Annotated in this window: 11 protein-coding genes and 3 tRNA genes; 8 read left to right on the forward strand and 6 right to left on the reverse strand. The window is 73.2% G+C overall.

The features are described 5' to 3' along the window. The first annotated feature begins 78 nt into the window (after window positions 1–78). From AB0I16_RS07810 to AB0I16_RS07820, 3 genes are all read left to right on the forward strand, one after another. Entirely contained in the window at window positions 79–1,116 is a 1,038-nt protein-coding gene (locus AB0I16_RS07810) for a rod shape-determining protein (protein ID WP_363248424.1), read from the forward strand. A 56-nt stretch (window positions 1,117–1,172) separates the two neighbouring features. Further along, the gene (locus AB0I16_RS07815) at window positions 1,173–2,777 is read left to right on the forward strand and encodes a GAF domain-containing protein (protein ID WP_363248425.1); all 1,605 of its coding nucleotides are present in this window, start codon (window positions 1,173–1,175) and stop codon (window positions 2,775–2,777) included. Window positions 2,778–2,853: 76 nt separating this feature from the next. Beyond that, window positions 2,854–3,594: an SDR family oxidoreductase gene (locus AB0I16_RS07820; protein WP_363248426.1), complete on the forward strand. Its 741-nt coding sequence runs from the start codon at window positions 2,854–2,856 to the stop codon at window positions 3,592–3,594. A 173-nt stretch (window positions 3,595–3,767) separates the two neighbouring features. Here AB0I16_RS07820 and AB0I16_RS07825 read toward each other — a convergent pair whose 3' ends face one another. Genes AB0I16_RS07825 through AB0I16_RS07835 form a run of 3 tightly spaced genes read right to left on the reverse strand, consistent with a single transcriptional unit; the run spans window position 3,768 to window position 6,958 of the window. Next, window positions 3,768–5,714: an ABC transporter permease gene (locus AB0I16_RS07825; protein ID WP_363248427.1), complete on the reverse strand. Its 1,947-nt coding sequence runs from the start codon at window positions 5,712–5,714 to the stop codon at window positions 3,768–3,770. Between the two features lie 30 nt (window positions 5,715–5,744). Further along, entirely contained in the window at window positions 5,745–6,533 is a 789-nt protein-coding gene (modA, locus tag AB0I16_RS07830; RefSeq protein ID WP_363248428.1) for a molybdate ABC transporter substrate-binding protein, read from the reverse strand. 26 nt (window positions 6,534–6,559) lie between these two features. Next, entirely contained in the window at window positions 6,560–6,958 is a 399-nt protein-coding gene (locus tag AB0I16_RS07835; protein WP_363248429.1) for a helix-turn-helix transcriptional regulator, read from the reverse strand. Between the two features lie 188 nt (window positions 6,959–7,146). On the opposite strand from AB0I16_RS07835, the gene AB0I16_RS07840 reads away from it, so the two are divergent. Further along, the gene (locus AB0I16_RS07840; RefSeq protein ID WP_363248430.1) at window positions 7,147–8,277 is read left to right on the forward strand and encodes a YihY/virulence factor BrkB family protein; all 1,131 of its coding nucleotides are present in this window, start codon (window positions 7,147–7,149) and stop codon (window positions 8,275–8,277) included. 85 nt (window positions 8,278–8,362) lie between these two features. Here AB0I16_RS07840 and AB0I16_RS07845 read toward each other — a convergent pair. From AB0I16_RS07845 to AB0I16_RS07855, 3 genes are all read right to left on the reverse strand, one after another. Further along, window positions 8,363–8,439 (reverse strand) — tRNA-Ile (locus AB0I16_RS07845). Window positions 8,440–8,614: 175 nt separating this feature from the next. Beyond that, a tRNA-Asn gene (locus AB0I16_RS07850) sits at window positions 8,615–8,687 on the reverse strand. Between the two features lie 5 nt (window positions 8,688–8,692). Further along, window positions 8,693–8,765 (reverse strand) — tRNA-Asn (locus AB0I16_RS07855). A gap of 203 nt (window positions 8,766–8,968) precedes the next feature. Between AB0I16_RS07855 and AB0I16_RS07860 the strand changes: the two genes are divergently transcribed. The 4 genes from AB0I16_RS07860 (at window position 8,969) to AB0I16_RS07875 (ending at window position 14,649) form a co-directional block, all read left to right on the forward strand. Further along, entirely contained in the window at window positions 8,969–9,268 is a 300-nt protein-coding gene (locus AB0I16_RS07860) for a YtxH domain-containing protein (RefSeq protein ID WP_363248431.1), read from the forward strand. A gap of 122 nt (window positions 9,269–9,390) precedes the next feature. Beyond that, window positions 9,391–10,836: an FGGY family carbohydrate kinase gene (locus AB0I16_RS07865; protein ID WP_363248432.1), complete on the forward strand. Its 1,446-nt coding sequence runs from the start codon at window positions 9,391–9,393 to the stop codon at window positions 10,834–10,836. Between the two features lie 157 nt (window positions 10,837–10,993). Next, window positions 10,994–12,727 (forward strand): ABC transporter ATP-binding protein, encoded by a 1,734-nt coding sequence (locus AB0I16_RS07870; protein WP_363248433.1) that lies wholly within the window; start codon window positions 10,994–10,996, stop codon window positions 12,725–12,727. Continuing rightward, the gene (locus AB0I16_RS07875; protein ID WP_363248434.1) at window positions 12,727–14,649 is read left to right on the forward strand and encodes an ABC transporter ATP-binding protein; all 1,923 of its coding nucleotides are present in this window, start codon (window positions 12,727–12,729) and stop codon (window positions 14,647–14,649) included. The genes AB0I16_RS07870 and AB0I16_RS07875 overlap by 1 nt, the downstream gene beginning before the upstream one ends.

A 14,649-nucleotide genomic window follows, 5' to 3' on the forward strand; every position in this document is an offset into this window, starting at 1 on the left:
CGCGCGCACCGCACGATGCGAGACAGGACCGCCGTTCGGTGGCCCGAACGGTCCGTGCTCTCGGGAGGATCATCCGCCATGACCGTCAGTCTGGAGCAGTTGCGCCGCTGCCACGTCGCCGTCGACATGGGGGCCGCGAGGACCCGGGTGTTCGTGAAGGGCGCCGGTCTCGTCGTCGACGAGCCGAGTGCCGCCGCGGTCAACACCCGGACGGGCGGCCTCATCGCGGTCGGCCGCTTCGCCGAGGAGATGACGGGCCGCACACCGGACTACATCCGCGTGGTCCGCCCCGTGTCCGGCGGCACCATCGTCGACATCGACATGGCCCAGCGGATGCTGCGCCAGCTGATCGGCGAGAAGCTCCGCCGCGCCCTGCGCCGCAAACCCCGGCTGCGCGCCGCCGTCTGCACCCCGCACGACGCGGACCCGCTGTCCCGGCGCGCGGCGGTCGAGACGATGGTCGGACTCGGCGCGCGCCGCGTCGAACTGGTGGACACCCTCATCGCGGCGGCGGTCGGCTGCGGGATGCCCGTGGAGCAGCCCGAGGCGACGATGATCCTTGTCTGCGGCGCCGCGTCGACGCAGGTGGCGGTCCTCTCCCTGGGCGCGATCGTGACCGCCGAGCGCATTCCCGTCGGCGGGGAGGCCATCGACAACGCGATCGTGCAGCACCTGCGCCAGCGGCACGAGCTGATGCTGCCCCTCCAGTCGGTGCGCCCCCTCCACATCGCCCTGCACGGCAACGGCATCAACCAGGACGGCCCCGAGTCCACCGAGATCCACGGCAGGGACGTCGTGACCGGCCTGGCCCGCTCGGTCCACGTCGACACCGCCGCCGTCCGCGAGGCCCTGCACACCCCGCTCACCGCCGTGCTCGACGGCATCGGCCAGGTCCTGCGCGACTGCCCGCCCGAGCTGGTCGCCGACCTGGTGGACAGCGGAATGACGATGGTCGGCGGCAGCGCGCTGCTCCCCGGCCTCGACACCATGCTGCGGGACGCCACGGGCATGCCCGTACGCATCGCGGAGCGGCCGGACACCGCCGCCGTACTCGGCCTGGGTGCCATGCTGGAGGGCAAGATCCGGCCACTGGTCCTCGACCCCCTCTCCGGCTGACCCCGCGCGGGCGGAGACCTTCGACGGAGTACGTGACGACGGAGTACGTGACACCGATGCCCGAAGGAGCCGACACCCCGCTGTCCTCGATGCCGCTGCTCGACGCGGTCCTCGGCGTCGGCACGGACCTCGACCTGCGCGCCACGCTCCAGCACGTCGTGGACAGCGCGGCCCGGCTGACCGGCGCCGCGCACGGCACGCTCGCCGCCGCCGGGCCCGCGCACGGGAGCCCGGCGGAGCTGTTCGTCGCGGGCGGGCCCGGCCGGGCCGCCGGGGGTGTGCCGCCGCTGCGGGACGAGGCCGGGGACGACGTCGTCCGCGTACCGATCCAGGTACACGACGAGCCGTTCGGCGACCTGGTGCTGGCCGGGAAGGCGGACGGGCCGTTCACCGAGGAGGACCGCCAGCTCCTCAGGATTCTGGCGAGCCAGGCCGGCATCGCGATCGGCAACGCCCGCCTGTTCGAGGCGGCCCGCCGGCGCGAGCGCTGGATCGAGGGCGCCGCGGCGGTCACCACGGCCCTGCTCACAGGTGGTGCGCCGGCCGACGCGCTGGAGACGGTCGCCGACCGGGCGCGGATTCTCGCCGACGCGGCGGCGGGTGTGGTCCTCCAGCCCACGGAGGCCGGCGGCATGCGGATCGTGGCGGCCTCGACGGACGGCGCGCCGCACGGCTGGGGCGCGTCGGCCCGCGAACGCCCGGCGGGCACGGCCTCCCCCGCCCCCGCGCGCGGCCGCCCCGCGCACCACGACGACGACGGCCACAACGACCTCATCGGCACCACCATCGAGCCCGGCAGCGCGGTCCTGACGCAACTCCTCGGCGGTGAGGCGGTGTTCATCGACGACTCGGCGACCGACCCCCGGATGACGACCCACGTCCGCGTACGCTTCGGCCCCAGCATGATGCTGCCGCTCCAGGCGGACGGGCGGCTCATCGGCACGCTCGCGCTGCCCCGCAGACGCGGCGCGCCCGCCTACACCGCCGCCGAACGGCTGCTCGCCACCCAGTTCGCCTCGCAGGCCGCCCTCGCCCTCGTCCTCGCCGACGCGCAGCAGAGCCGGCAGCGCCTCGCCGTCTTCGAGGACCGCGACCGCATCGCGCGCGACCTGCACGACCTCGTCGTCCAGCGGCTCTTCGCCACCGGCATGATGCTGGAGTCGACCCGCCGCCGGGCCAGGTCGACCCCGGTGGAGGCCACGCTCGACCACGCGGTGGACGAGCTGGAGTCCACCATCCAGGAGGTCCGCACCGCCATCTTCGCCCTCCAGCAGCCGCCCGCCGACGCGCCCTCCACCTTCCGCGGCAAGGTCCTGCGCGAGACGGCGGGCGCCGCCGCGGTCCTCGGCGTCCAGCCGTCGGTGCACTTCGACGGCGCCGTCGACGCCCGGGTGGGCCGGCCCGCCGCGGGCCACCTCCTGGCCGCGCTGCGCCGCGCCCTGGCCGCCACGTCCCGCAGGACCGGCGTCACCCGGGTCGACGTGGCGGTCGACGCGCGGGCGACGCTGCCGGACGGGCGGGAGGGCGTGCGCCTGACGGTGTACGACGACGGACGCACCGACGACGGGGGTGACGGGGTCGGCGGGGACGCCGGCGTCGGCGGAGGTGACGGGAACGGCGGGGAGGCGGGCACCACGGTGACCTGGCAGGCGCCGCTCTGATCGGTGCGGATGCCGCTCTGATCGGTGCGGACGCCGCCGCGCGGCGCCCCGGAGCGCCGTGGCAGGATGCCGGATCATGATCAACGAACCGTCGGACCGCCCCGTCGCCCTGGTCACGGGCTCCACCTCCGGCATCGGCGAGGCCGTCGCGCGCCGGCTGGCGGCCGACGGCACCCGGGTCGTGGTGCACTCACGGCGCAGCACGGAGGCGGGCGAGGCGCTCGCGGCGGAGCTCGGCGGGGCGTACGTGCGGGCCGACCTCGCGGTGGAGGACGAGGCCCGCGGCCTGGTCGAGGCGGCGCTCGAACGGTACGGGCGCCTGGACGTCCTGGTGAACAACGCGGGCATCAGCCGGCCCATCCCCCACGACGACCTGGCCGCGGCGACGCCCGCCGAGTGGCGGCAGCTGCTCGAAGTCAACCTGATCGCCCCCTGGGTGCTGTGCACGGCGGCCCTGCCCGCGCTGCGCCGCTCCCCCGCGGGCGGCGCCATCGTGAACGTCACCAGCCACGCGGGGGTGCGCCCCAAGGGCTCGTCGGTGCCGTACGCGGCGAGCAAGGCCGCGCTGAACCACGTGACCCGGCTGCTCGCCGCCGCCCTCGGTCCCGAGGTGCGGGTCAACGCGGTGGCGCCCGGCCTCGTGGACACCCCGATGACGAAGGACTGGGCGGCGGCGCACGATCTGTGGCGGGAGCGGGCCCCCATGCACCGCCCCGCCCGCCCGTCCGACGTGGCGGACCTGGTGGCCTCGGTACTCGCCAGCGACTACCTCACGGGCGAGGTCATCGTGCTCGACGGCGGCCTCAACCTGACCTGAACCCACGACAACAACCAGCCCGCCCCGCCCCAATCGCTCCCGCCACCCCCGGACCCGCCCGACCCACCGACCCGGCCGATGGGCCCGACCACCCCCGGCAGCCCGTCACCCCTCGGCCCCACGGCCCCTCGGCCCCACGGCCCCGCGGCCCCGCGGCCCCGCGGCCCCGGCCGTCAGAGTGTCACCACCGAGACCTCCGTCGCCTTCACGCTCGTCCATACCTCGGCCCCGTCCGCGAGCCCGAGTTCCGCCGCCGCGTGCGGGGTGATCTCGGCGACCAGGTCGGGGGACTCGTCCGAGGTGATCAGGACGCGCAGGCGGCTCCCCGCTGTGGTGATCTCGCGTACGGTGCCGCGCCAGACGTTGCGCGGGCTGCCCTCGGGCCGCTCGCGGTGGACGGAGACCGCCTCGGGGGCGATGACGGCGAGCGCCCGCGTCCCCGGGGCCGGTGGATCGGCGACGACCAGGCGGCCATCCCCGGCGAGGGCGAGCGTGCCGTCCGCCCCCGCCGTGCCGGGCCAGGCGTTGCGGCCGAGCATCCGCGCCACCCAGGGCGAGCGGGGGTGCCGGGTGACCTCGGCCGGCGGCGCGTCCTGCAGCGTGCGCCCCCCGTCGAGCACGAGCACCCGGTCGGCCAGCGACACGGCCTCCACGGGGTCGTGCGTGACGAGGAGGCAGACCCCGCCGAATCCGTCGAGGTGGCGCCGCAGGGTGTGGCGCACGTGGGCGCGGGTGGTCTGGTCGAGGGCGGCGAGCGGCTCGTCGAGGAGGAGGAGCCGGGGCCTGGCGGCCAGCGCGCGGGCGAGCGCGACGCGTTGGGCCTGGCCGCCGGAGAGCTGGGCGGGCCTGCGGTGGGCGAGGTCGCCGACGCCGAGCCGGTCCAGCCACCGCCGTGCCTCGCGGCGGGCCTCGGCGCGCCGGACGCCCTGGGCGCGCAGCCCGTAGGCAGTGTTGCCGAGGGCGGTCAGGTGCGGGAAGAGCGCCCCCTCCTGGGGCACCCAGGCGACGCGGCGGCGGTGCGACGGCAGGGCGGTGACGTCGCGTTCGCCGAGCCGCAGCCGTGCGTGGGCGCGCGGCGTGAGGCCGAGCAGGGCGCGCAGGAGGGTCGTCTTGCCCGCGCCGTTGGGCCCGACGACGGCGACGGTGGTGCCGGGTTCCGCGTCGAGGGTCAGCTCGTCGGCCCCGGTGACGTCGGCGTGCAGGGCCCACTTCCCGGCGGGCGCGGGCGGTGGCGCGGTCTCGTCGGCCGGGGCGGGGGGCTCGTCGGCGCTCGGTGGCCGCACCCGTACCGCCGCCCCCGCCGACCAGCGTCCGCGCAGCCCGATCAGTACGGCCATCGCGATGGCGAGGAGCAGCAGCGAGAGGGAGGTCGCGGCCTCCGGGGAGTCCTGGAGCAGCAGGTACACCTGGAGCGGCAGGGTCTGGGTGGTGCCGGGCAGATTGCCCGCGAAGGTGATCGTCGCGCCGAACTCGCCGAGGGCCCGCGCCCAGGTCAGCGCGGCTCCCGCGACCAGCCCGGGGGCGACCATCGGCAGCGTGACGGTGAGGAACACCCGTACCGGCGCGGCCCCGAGCGAGGCCGCCGTCTCCTCGTGGTCGGGCCTGAGGCCGCCGAGCGCCCCCTCCAGGCTGATGACCAGGAACGGCATCGCCACGAACGTCGCCGCGATCACCGCTCCGGAGGTGTGGAAGGGCAGCACGATCCCGAAGGTGTCCTCAAGCCAGGGGCCGAGCAGTCCGCGCCGCCCGAAGCCGAGGAGGAGCGCGACGCCCCCGACGGTCGGCGGCAGCACCATCGGCAGGAGCACCAGGGAGCGCACGACCGCCTTGCCGGGGAAGTCGACGCGGGCGAGCAGCCAGGCAAGCGGCACCCCGAGCAGCAGCGAGAGGCCGAGCGCCCAGAAGGAGACGAGCAGGGACAGCTTCAGGGCCCGGGTGACGCCGGGTGCGGACAGGTGGGTGCCGAGGTCGCCCCACTCGGTACGGGCGAGGATGCCGATGAGCGGCATCAGCAGGAACGCGATCGCGAGCAGCGCGGGCAGCGCGAGGGCGAGCGGGGTGCGGGTGCGGCCGGGGGCGCGGGCGGGGCCCGTGCCGCGGCGGATGCTCAGGCGGCTCATCGGTGGTCCTGGGGTCGACGGCTGGCGCGGCTACGGCTTCTGGAATCCGCCGTCCCGCAGGATCTTCTGCGCCTCGGGGCCGCCGAGCCACTTCACGAACGCGGCGGCAGCGTCCGCGTTCCGCGAGCCCTTGAGGGTGGCGGCGGGGTAGGAGGCCACGGCGTTCTGGGCGTCGGGGATCTCGACGGCGTCGACCTTGCCGGGCGCGGTGGCGGCGTCGGTCCTGTAGACGATGCCGGCGTCTGCCTCGCCGAGTTCGACCTTGCTGAGCACGGAGCGGACGTTGGCCTCCTTGGAGACGGGCCGCACGGCGATCTTCTGCCGGTCGAGGACCTGCTTGGCGTACCGCCCGACGGGCACGGTGTCGTCGGCGAGGACGACCCTCAGCTCCGGGTCGGCGAGGTCCTTGAGCGTCCCGACCTCGTCCGGGTTGCCCTCGCGGGTGGCGATGACGAGCCGGTTCCGCGCGATGACCCGCGGGTCGCCGGTCTCCGCCGCCAAGCCGTCCATGGTCGTGGTGTCGGCGGTGACCAGGACGTCGGCGGGCGAGCCCTGCTCGACCTGCGCGGCCAGCTCCTGCGAGCCGGCCGCGGAGACGGTGATGTCGGTGCCGGGGTGCTCCTTCTCGTACGCCTTCTCGGCCGTCGCGAACACGTCGGTGAGGGAGGAGGCGGCGAGGACGGTGAGCTGCACGTCCCCGCCCTCCTTCCCGCTCCCGCCGCCGTCGTCGCCGCAGGCGGCGAGCGGCACGAGCAGCGCAGCGGCGACGGTTACGGCCGCGGCGCGGCGGGGGGTGGAAGCGGGGCGCTTCGAGGGCATGGCGGGGCTCCTGGTTCGGGGAGTGCTCAGGCGCGGTCGACGTGGACGCTGGTGGACTTGACCCGGGCGGTGGCCTGGACGCCGACTTCGAGGCCGAGCTCCTCCACCGCCTCGCGGGTCAGCAGCGAGACCAGGCGGTGCGGGCCCGCCTGGATCTCCACCTGGGCGGCCACGTCACCGAGCTTCACGGCGGTGACGATGCCGGGGAAGGCGTTGCGGGCGGAGGTGTACGAGACGTCGTCCTCGGCCGTGCCGCCGCTCTGCGCGACCTCGACGGAGAAGGCGGCCAGGTCGCGCCCGTCGATGAGCCGCCGCCCCGCCTCGTCGCGGTGCGTGGCGACCCGTCCCGCGTCCGCCCAGCGGCGGGCGGTGTCGGGACTGACGCCGAGCAGACGCGCGGCCTGCCCAATCGTGTAGGACTGCATGTGCGACAAGATAGGCCCGTTTGGCTCGCATCTGAAATATTTCATGTGAATCTCCATGGCAGATGCGGGACCCCTGGAGCTTCCGCCGAGCGGTGCGGCCCCGGCCCGGCCGACGGCATGCGCCGCACGGCGGAAGGTGGCCGCGCCGGACAGGATTAGCCCGCCCCGATCGGCCAACTCGCCTCCGCATGGCACTCTTCGACAAGCACGACCGTGATCAGGGCCCCGCCGAGGGCCACGACCCCGAGCGCGGGGCGGAGGCCGGCCGGCACGGCGCCCCGGAGCCCCACCCCGACCCCGTGGGCGACGGCAGGGAGCGGGAGCCGGCCATCGGCACCGGCCCCGGCCCCGAGGTCGAGAGGGACGCCCCCGACGAGCCCACCGACCTGCCCGCCCACTCCTGGTGGGCGGTCCTGCGGCGCACCGGCAGGGAGTTCATGGACGACGAACTGCCCGACCGGGCCGCCGCCCTCACCTACTACGGCGTGCTGTCCCTCTTCCCCGCGCTGCTCGTCCTGGTCTCCGTGCTCGGCGTGATCGGCAAGAGGGCCACCGACTCGGTCCTCGACAACCTGGCGACCCTGGCGCCGGGCGCCGTACGCGACCTGCTGAGCGACGCGGTGCGGCAGCTGGAGGGCAGCGGCGGCGCCAGCGGCGTGGTGGCGATCGTGGGCCTGCTGCTCGCGATCTGGTCGGCCTCCGGTTACGTGGCCGCCTTCATCCGCGCCTCGAACGCCGTCTACGACCTCCCCGAGGGCCGCCCCGTGTGGAAGCTCACACCGTTGCGCATCGGCCTGACGCTGGCCCTGATGGTGCTGCTCGCCGCCAGCGCGCTCATCGTGGTCTTCACGGGTCCGCTGGCCGAGCGGGCGGGCGACGCCATCGGCGTCGGCGACGAGGCGGTCGCCGTCTGGTCGGTCGCGAAGTGGCCCGTCCTGCTCGTCCTCGTGATCCTGATGATCGCGCTGCTGTTCTGGCGCGCCCCCAACGTCCACGGTCCGGGCTTCCGCTGGCTGAGCCCCGGCAGCGTCCTGGCGGTCGTGCTGTGGCTGATCGCCTCCGGCGGCTTCGCGCTGTACGTCGCGGGCTTCGCCTCGTACAACAAGACGTACGGGGCGCTCGCGGGCGTGGTGATCTTCCTGGTCTGGCTCTGGCTGTCGAACCTGGCGATCCTGCTGGGCCTGGAGTTCGACGCGGAACTGGCCCGCCAGCGCGCGATCAGCGGCGGCATGCCGGCCGACGAGGAGCCCTATGTGGAGCCGAGGGACACCCGCAAGTGGCCCCGCCGCCGCACCGCCCGGCCGGGCCCCGCGTCCTGACGAGACGGCCACGTCACCCGAACGGGCAGCGCCCGGGGGTTTGCGCCGTTGACACAGGTGGAATCGTTCCTGCGCCCTGACGCTGTGGTGGGGCGGGTGGGACTCGAACCCACGGCCGACGGATTATGAGTCCGCTGCTCTAACCGGCTGAGCTACCGCCCCTAACGGCGCGTCGCGCACATTTGTGCGCGCCGTCTGCCGCAGCATAGCCGCTCATACGATCTCCTGCTTCGGATGGTCGGCATAGCTCGACCATGAGGACCGCCGGGCCGCCCGCATGGTTCCACCAGGCACGAAAAAGACCCCTGAGAGACATCTCAGGGGTCCTTCCGTACAGCTCTCCCGACTGGACTCGAACCAGTAACCTGCCGGTTAACAGCCGGCTGCTCTGCCAATTGAGCTACAGGAGACCGAGCTCCCCCGACTGGACTCGAACCAGTAACCTGCCGGTTAACAGCCGGCTGCTCTGCCAATTGAGCTACAGGGGATCGTCTCGCTGCATCGAACGCACTTGCCTGGGAACTCTCCGGGCGGCGGGCGCTCGCTGCGACACATACATTAGCGCAAGCAGGGGGGTGCTCCGCCAATCGGTATCTCCCGGCCGGTCAGCGGACGGGAGACGGACGGGCTACGAACGAGCGACAGACGCGCGACAGACGTGCGACGCCGACGCAAGGAAAGGGTGGCTGCCATGCGATACCGGCTCACATTCGTGGTGGGACTGGCCCTCGGGTACGTGCTCGGGACCCGGGCCGGACGCGAGCGCTACGAGCAACTGAAGAAGTCGGCCCGCGAGATCTCGCAGAACCCGGCGGTGCGCAACACGGTCGAGTCGGCGACCCAGCAGGGGCGCGAGGTGGCGGGCAAGGCCTTCCACACCGTCTCCGACCGGGTCGGGGACCGGATGCCCGACTCGGTGGCCGAGCGCGTGCGGTCGCTGCGCGAGAAGGGCCAGGGCACGGAGGACGACTGGGGCACGAGCAACACCTGAGCCCCGCCCGGGACCGCCGTGACGCCGGACGGGACCGCTGAAGTGCCGGGCGGGGCCGCTGAAGTGCCGGGCGGGGCCCGCGGGGTGCGGGTCACGTCCGGCGGTGCGGCAGAATTCCCGGCATGGGGATAGTCGCAGGGTTGGACAGTTCGCCCGATTCCACACGCATCGTGGTCTGTGACACGGACACGGGCGCCGTACTCAAGCAGGGCTACGCCCCGCACCCGCTGGAGAGCGCCGAGGGCGGTGGGCGGCCGGCCGACGTCGATCCGCAGGCCTGGCTGCTCTCCCTCGGCGAGGCCGCGGGCGGCGGGCTGCTCGAAGGCGTGCAGGCGATCGGTGTCTCCGCGCAGCAGAACGCCCTCGTGCCGCTCGACGGCCACGGCAACACCGTGCGCCCCGCGCTCGTCGGCAACGACCGGCGGACGCAGGTGGCCGCCGTCGACCTGATCGACGGGCTCGGCGGGCGCGAGGCCTGGGCGCGGGCCGTCGGGTGCGTGCCGCAGGCCGGGCAGCCGGTGACGAAGCTGCGCTGGCTGGCGCGGACGGAGCCGGAGGCCGCGCGCCATGTGGCCGCCCTCATGCAGGCCCCCGACTGGCTGGTGTGGCAGCTCCTCGGCAGGCCGGCCCGGCGCACGACCGACCGCGGCGGGGCCTCCGGCACCGGCTACTGGTCGGCGGCGACCGGCGCGTACCGCCCCGACCTCGTCGAACTGGCCCTCGGCCACCAGGCGATGCTGCCCGAGGTGATCGGCCCCGCCGAGCCCGCGGGGACGACGCCCGAGGGGCTGCTGATCTCCGCGGGGACCGGTGAGACCATGGCCGCCGCCTTCGGGCTCGGGGTGCGCCAGGGCGACGCCGTGGTGTCGCTCGGGGCCTCGGGGTCGGTGATGGCGGTGCACCACGAGGCGCTGACCGACACCCGGGGGATGATCACCGCCCTCGCGGACGCCACGGGGCTGCACCTGCCGGTCGTCCACACGATGAACGCCGTACGCGTGCTGCGCGGCACCGCCGAGATGCTCGGCGTGGCGGATCTGGAGGAGCTGTCCGCGCTCGCCCTGAAGTCGACGCCGGGCGCCCACGGGCTCGTGCTCCTGCCGTACCTGGAGGGTGAGCGCACGCCTCGGCTGCCGCACGCCGCGGGGACGCTGACCGGGCTGCGGCGCGAGTCGATGAAGCCGGAGCACCTGGCGCGGGCCGCCTTCGAGGGCATGCTCTGCGGGCTCGGGGACGCGCTCGACGTGCTGCGCGGGCGCGGCGTGGAGGTCCGGCGGGTCTTCCTGCTCGGCGCCGCGGCCGGGCTGCCCGCCGTGCAGGCGGCGGCCCCGATGCTGTTCGGCACCCAGGTCGTCGTGCCGCAGCCCGCGGACTACGCGGCGATCGGGGCCGCGCGCCAGGCCGCGTGGTCGCTCACCGGCCGGCTGCCGCTCTGGCAGGGCGCGGCGGCACAGGTCTTCGAGCCGGGCGAGGAGCTGGCCGTGGGGCAGGCCGTACGGCAGCAGTACGCGACGGTGCGGGAGCAGAGCCATCCCGGGGCCTTCGCCGCGGGCGCCCAGGGCGTCTGAGCACCGCCGGCATGACCCTTCAGTCGGCCCACTTCTTTACCCGGGCTGATTTTTGACCCGGTCATGGGTTAATCGGTTGCACGCCGACGGGTCGGGTGGCGCAGGATAGGGGCGACCTCGCCAACTTGCCCTCACCCGACCCGTCGAGAGACCGCGCGTGCTCATAAGACTCCTGCGGACATCCCTGCGTCCGTACAAGAAACCCATCGCCTTACTGGTGCTCCTGCAGTTCCTGCAGACGTGCGCCTCGCTCTACCTCCCCACCCTCAACGCCGACATCATCGACCACGGTGTCGTCGAGGGGGACACGGGTTACATCCTCCGCTTCGGCGGCATCATGATCGCCGTCACCGTCGTGCAGATGATCTGCAACATCGGCGCCGTCTTCTACGGCGCGCGCACCGCCGCCGCCCTCGGGCGCGACCTGCGGGCCGCCGTCTTCGACCGCGTGCAGTCGTTCTCCGCGCGCGAGGTGGGCACCTTCGGCGCCCCGTCACTGATCACGCGGACCACCAACGACGTCCAGCAGGTGCAGACGCTCGCCCTGATGGCGTTCACGCTGATGGTCTCCGCGCCCATCATGTGCGTCGGCGGCATCGTGATGGCGCTCGGCCAGGACGTGCCGCTCTCCGGCGTCCTCATCGCCGTGGTGCCCGTGCTCGGCATCAGCGTCAGCCTGATCGTGCGGCGCCTGCACCCGCTGTTCCGCACCATGCAGGAGCGGCTGGACACCGTGAACCGCGTGCTCCGCGAGCAGATCACCGGCAACCGCGTCATCCGCGCCTTCGTCCGCGACGCCTACGAGAAGGACCGCTTCCGCGGCGCCAACGCCGACCTGACCGACGTCTCGCTCGGCACCGGCAAGCTGCTCGCGCTGATGTTCCCGATCGTCATGACCGTCGTGAACATCTCCTCGATCGCGGTGGTGTGGTTCGGCGCCCACCGCATCGACGACGGCGGCATGCAGATCGGCGCGCTCACCGCGTTCCTCGCCTACCTCATGCAGATCGTGATGTCCGTGATGATGGCCACCTTCATGTTCATGATGGTGCCGCGCGCCGAGGTCTGCGCCGAGCGCATCAAGGAGGTCCTGGACACCGGGAGCAGCGTGGTGCCCCCGGCCGCCCCCGTGCGCGCGCTGCGCAGCCACGGCCATCTGGAGCTCCGGTCGGTCGGCTTCCGCTACCCCGGCGCCGAGGAGCCCGTACTGAAGGCCATCGACCTCGTGGCGCGGCCCGGCGAGACCACCGCCGTGATCGGCTCCACCGGCAGCGGCAAGTCGACGCTGCTCGGCCTCGTGCCCCGGCTCATCGACGCCACCGAGGGACAGGTCCTGGTCGGCGGCGTGGACGTGGGCTCCGTCGAGCCCGCGCTGCTCGCCAGGACGGTCGGGCTCGTCCCGCAGAAGCCGTACCTCTTCGCGGGCACCGTCGCCACCAACCTCCGCTACGGCAACCCGGACGCCACGGACGACGAACTCTGGCACGCCCTGGAGGTCGCGCAGGCCAAGGAGTTCGTGCAGGGCCTCGACGAGGGGCTTGACGCACCGATCTCACAGGGCGGCACCAACGTCTCCGGCGGCCAGCGCCAGCGCCTTTCCATCGCGCGCACGCTGGTGCAGCGCCCGGAGATCTACCTCTTCGACGACTCGTTCTCCGCGCTCGACTACGCCACCGACGCGGCACTGCGCCGGGCCCTGTCCGAGGAGACGGCCGAGGCGACCGTCGTCATCGTCGCCCAGCGCGTCTCCACCATCAGGGACGCCGACCGCATCGTGGTCCTCGACGAGGGCCGCGTCGTGGGCACGGGCCGCCACCACGAGCTGATGGAGAGCAACGAGACCTACCGGGAGATCGTCCTCTCCCAGCTGACGGAAGCGGAGGCCGCGTAATGCCCCCTGGCATGGGTGGACCGGCGATGGGTCCCGACTCCCGCTCCATGGACTTCAAGAACTCCGGCAAGCGGCTGCTCGCGCAGTTCAGGCCGGAGCGCGCCACGATGTACGGGATGCTCCTCGCGGTGCTCCTGAGCGTCGCGCTCTCCGTCGTCGGCCCGAAGATCCTCGGCAGGGCGACCGACCTGCTCTTCGCGGGCGTCGTCGGCAAGGACATGCCCGCGGACCTGACCAAGGACCAGGTCATCGAGGACATGCGCGACAAGGGCGACGGCGGCATGGCCGACATGCTCACCGGCGTCGGCTTCACGCCGGGCGAGGGCATCGACTTCGGCGCCGTCGGCGAGGTCCTGCTGCTCGCGCTCGGCACGTTCCTGGCCGCGGGCCTGCTGATGGCCGTGGGGACGCAGCTGTCCAACATCGCCATCAACAGGACCGTCTTCCGGCTGCGCGGCGACGTCCAGGCGAAGCTGTCGCGGCTCCCGCTGTCGTACTTCGACAAGCGGCAGCGCGGCGAGGTCCTGAGCCGCGCCACGAACGACCTCGACAACATCAACCAGACGCTCCAGCAGACGATGGGCCAGCTCATCAACTCGCTGCTGACCATCATCGGCGTCCTCGTGATGATGTTCTGGGTGTCGCCGCTGCTCGCGCTGGTGGCGCTGGTCACCGTGCCGCTGTCGTTCGTCGTGGCGACGAGGGTCGGCAAGCGGTCGCAGCCGCAGTTCGTGCAGCAGTGGAAGACCACGGGCAAGCTGAACGCGCACATCGAGGAGATGTACACCGGCCACACGCTCGTGAAGGTGTTCGGCCGGCAGGAGGAGTCCGCGAAGACCTTCGCCGAGCACAACGACGAGCTGTACGAGGCGGGGTTCAAGGCACAGTTCAACAGCGGTGTCATGCAGCCGCTGATGTTCTTCATCTCCAACCTCAACTACGTCCTCGTGGCCGTCGTCGGCGGTCTCAGGGTCGCGTCGGGCTCGCTCTCCATCGGTGACGTGCAGGCGTTCATCCAGTACTCCCGGCAGTTCTCGATGCCGCTCACGCAGGTCGCCTCGATGGCGAACCTCGTGCAGTCCGGTGTCGCGTCGGCCGAGCGGGTCTTCGAGATCCTCGACGCCGAGGAGCAGGAGGCGGACCCGGTGCCGGGCGAGCGCCCCGACCACCTGCGCGGCCGGGTCGGGATGGAGCACGTGTCCTTCCGCTACGACGAGGACAAGCCGCTCATCGAGGACCTGTCGCTGACCGTGGAGCCCGGCCACACGGTGGCCATCGTCGGCCCCACGGGCGCGGGCAAGACCACGCTGGTCAACCTGCTCATGCGGTTCTACGAGGTCACCGGCGGGCGCATCACCCTCGACGGGATCGACATCGCGACGATGACGCGCGACGAGCTGCGCTCGGGGATCGGCATGGTGCTCCAGGACACCTGGCTGTTCGGCGGCACCATCGCGGAGAACATCGCGTACGGCGCCTCGAAGGACGTCACGCGCGAGGAGATCGAGGAGGCGGCGCGCGCCGCCCACGCCGACCGCTTCGTGCGGACGCTGCCCGAGGGGTACGACACCGTCATCGACGACGACGGCACGGGGGTGAGCGCGGGCGAGAAGCAGCTCATCACCATCGCGCGGGCGTTCCTGTCCGATCCGGTGATCCTGGTGCTCGACGAGGCGACCAGCTCCGTCGACACCCGGACGGAGGTGCTGATCCAGAAGGCCATGGCCCGGCTCGCGCACGGGCGCACGTCCTTCGTCATCGCGCACCGCCTCTCCACGATCCGCGACGCGGACACGATCCTCGTCATGGAGGACGGGGCCATCGTGGAGCAGGGCACGCACGACGCGCTCCTGGCCGCCGACGGCGCGTACGCCCGGCTGTACGCCGCGCAGTTCGCCCAGGCGGTGGCCGAGGTGGACTGA

Origin of the sequence: Streptomyces sp. NPDC050703 (genome assembly GCF_040654435.1) — a bacterium.
Taxonomy (GTDB): Bacteria; Actinomycetota; Actinomycetes; order Streptomycetales; family Streptomycetaceae; genus Streptomyces.

What these genes read in the sequence shown, in the direction of transcription:
- AB0I16_RS07810 (WP_363248424.1), top strand. Translation starts at nt 79, where the DNA reads ATGACCGTCAGTCTGGAGCAGTTGCGCCGCTGCCACGTCGCCGTCGAC.
- AB0I16_RS07815 (WP_363248425.1), top strand. Translation starts at nt 1,173, where the DNA reads ATGCCCGAAGGAGCCGACACCCCGCTGTCCTCGATGCCGCTGCTCGAC.
- AB0I16_RS07820 (WP_363248426.1), top strand. Translation starts at nt 2,854, where the DNA reads ATGATCAACGAACCGTCGGACCGCCCCGTCGCCCTGGTCACGGGCTCC.
- AB0I16_RS07825 (WP_363248427.1), bottom strand. Translation starts at nt 5,714, where the DNA reads ATGAGCCGCCTGAGCATCCGCCGCGGCACGGGCCCCGCCCGCGCCCCC.
- modA (WP_363248428.1), bottom strand. Translation starts at nt 6,533, where the DNA reads ATGCCCTCGAAGCGCCCCGCTTCCACCCCCCGCCGCGCCGCGGCCGTA.
- AB0I16_RS07835 (WP_363248429.1), bottom strand. Translation starts at nt 6,958, where the DNA reads ATGCAGTCCTACACGATTGGGCAGGCCGCGCGTCTGCTCGGCGTCAGT.
- AB0I16_RS07840 (WP_363248430.1), top strand. Translation starts at nt 7,147, where the DNA reads ATGGCACTCTTCGACAAGCACGACCGTGATCAGGGCCCCGCCGAGGGC.
- AB0I16_RS07860 (WP_363248431.1), top strand. Translation starts at nt 8,969, where the DNA reads ATGCGATACCGGCTCACATTCGTGGTGGGACTGGCCCTCGGGTACGTG.
- AB0I16_RS07865 (WP_363248432.1), top strand. Translation starts at nt 9,391, where the DNA reads ATGGGGATAGTCGCAGGGTTGGACAGTTCGCCCGATTCCACACGCATC.
- AB0I16_RS07875 (WP_363248434.1), top strand. Translation starts at nt 12,727, where the DNA reads ATGCCCCCTGGCATGGGTGGACCGGCGATGGGTCCCGACTCCCGCTCC.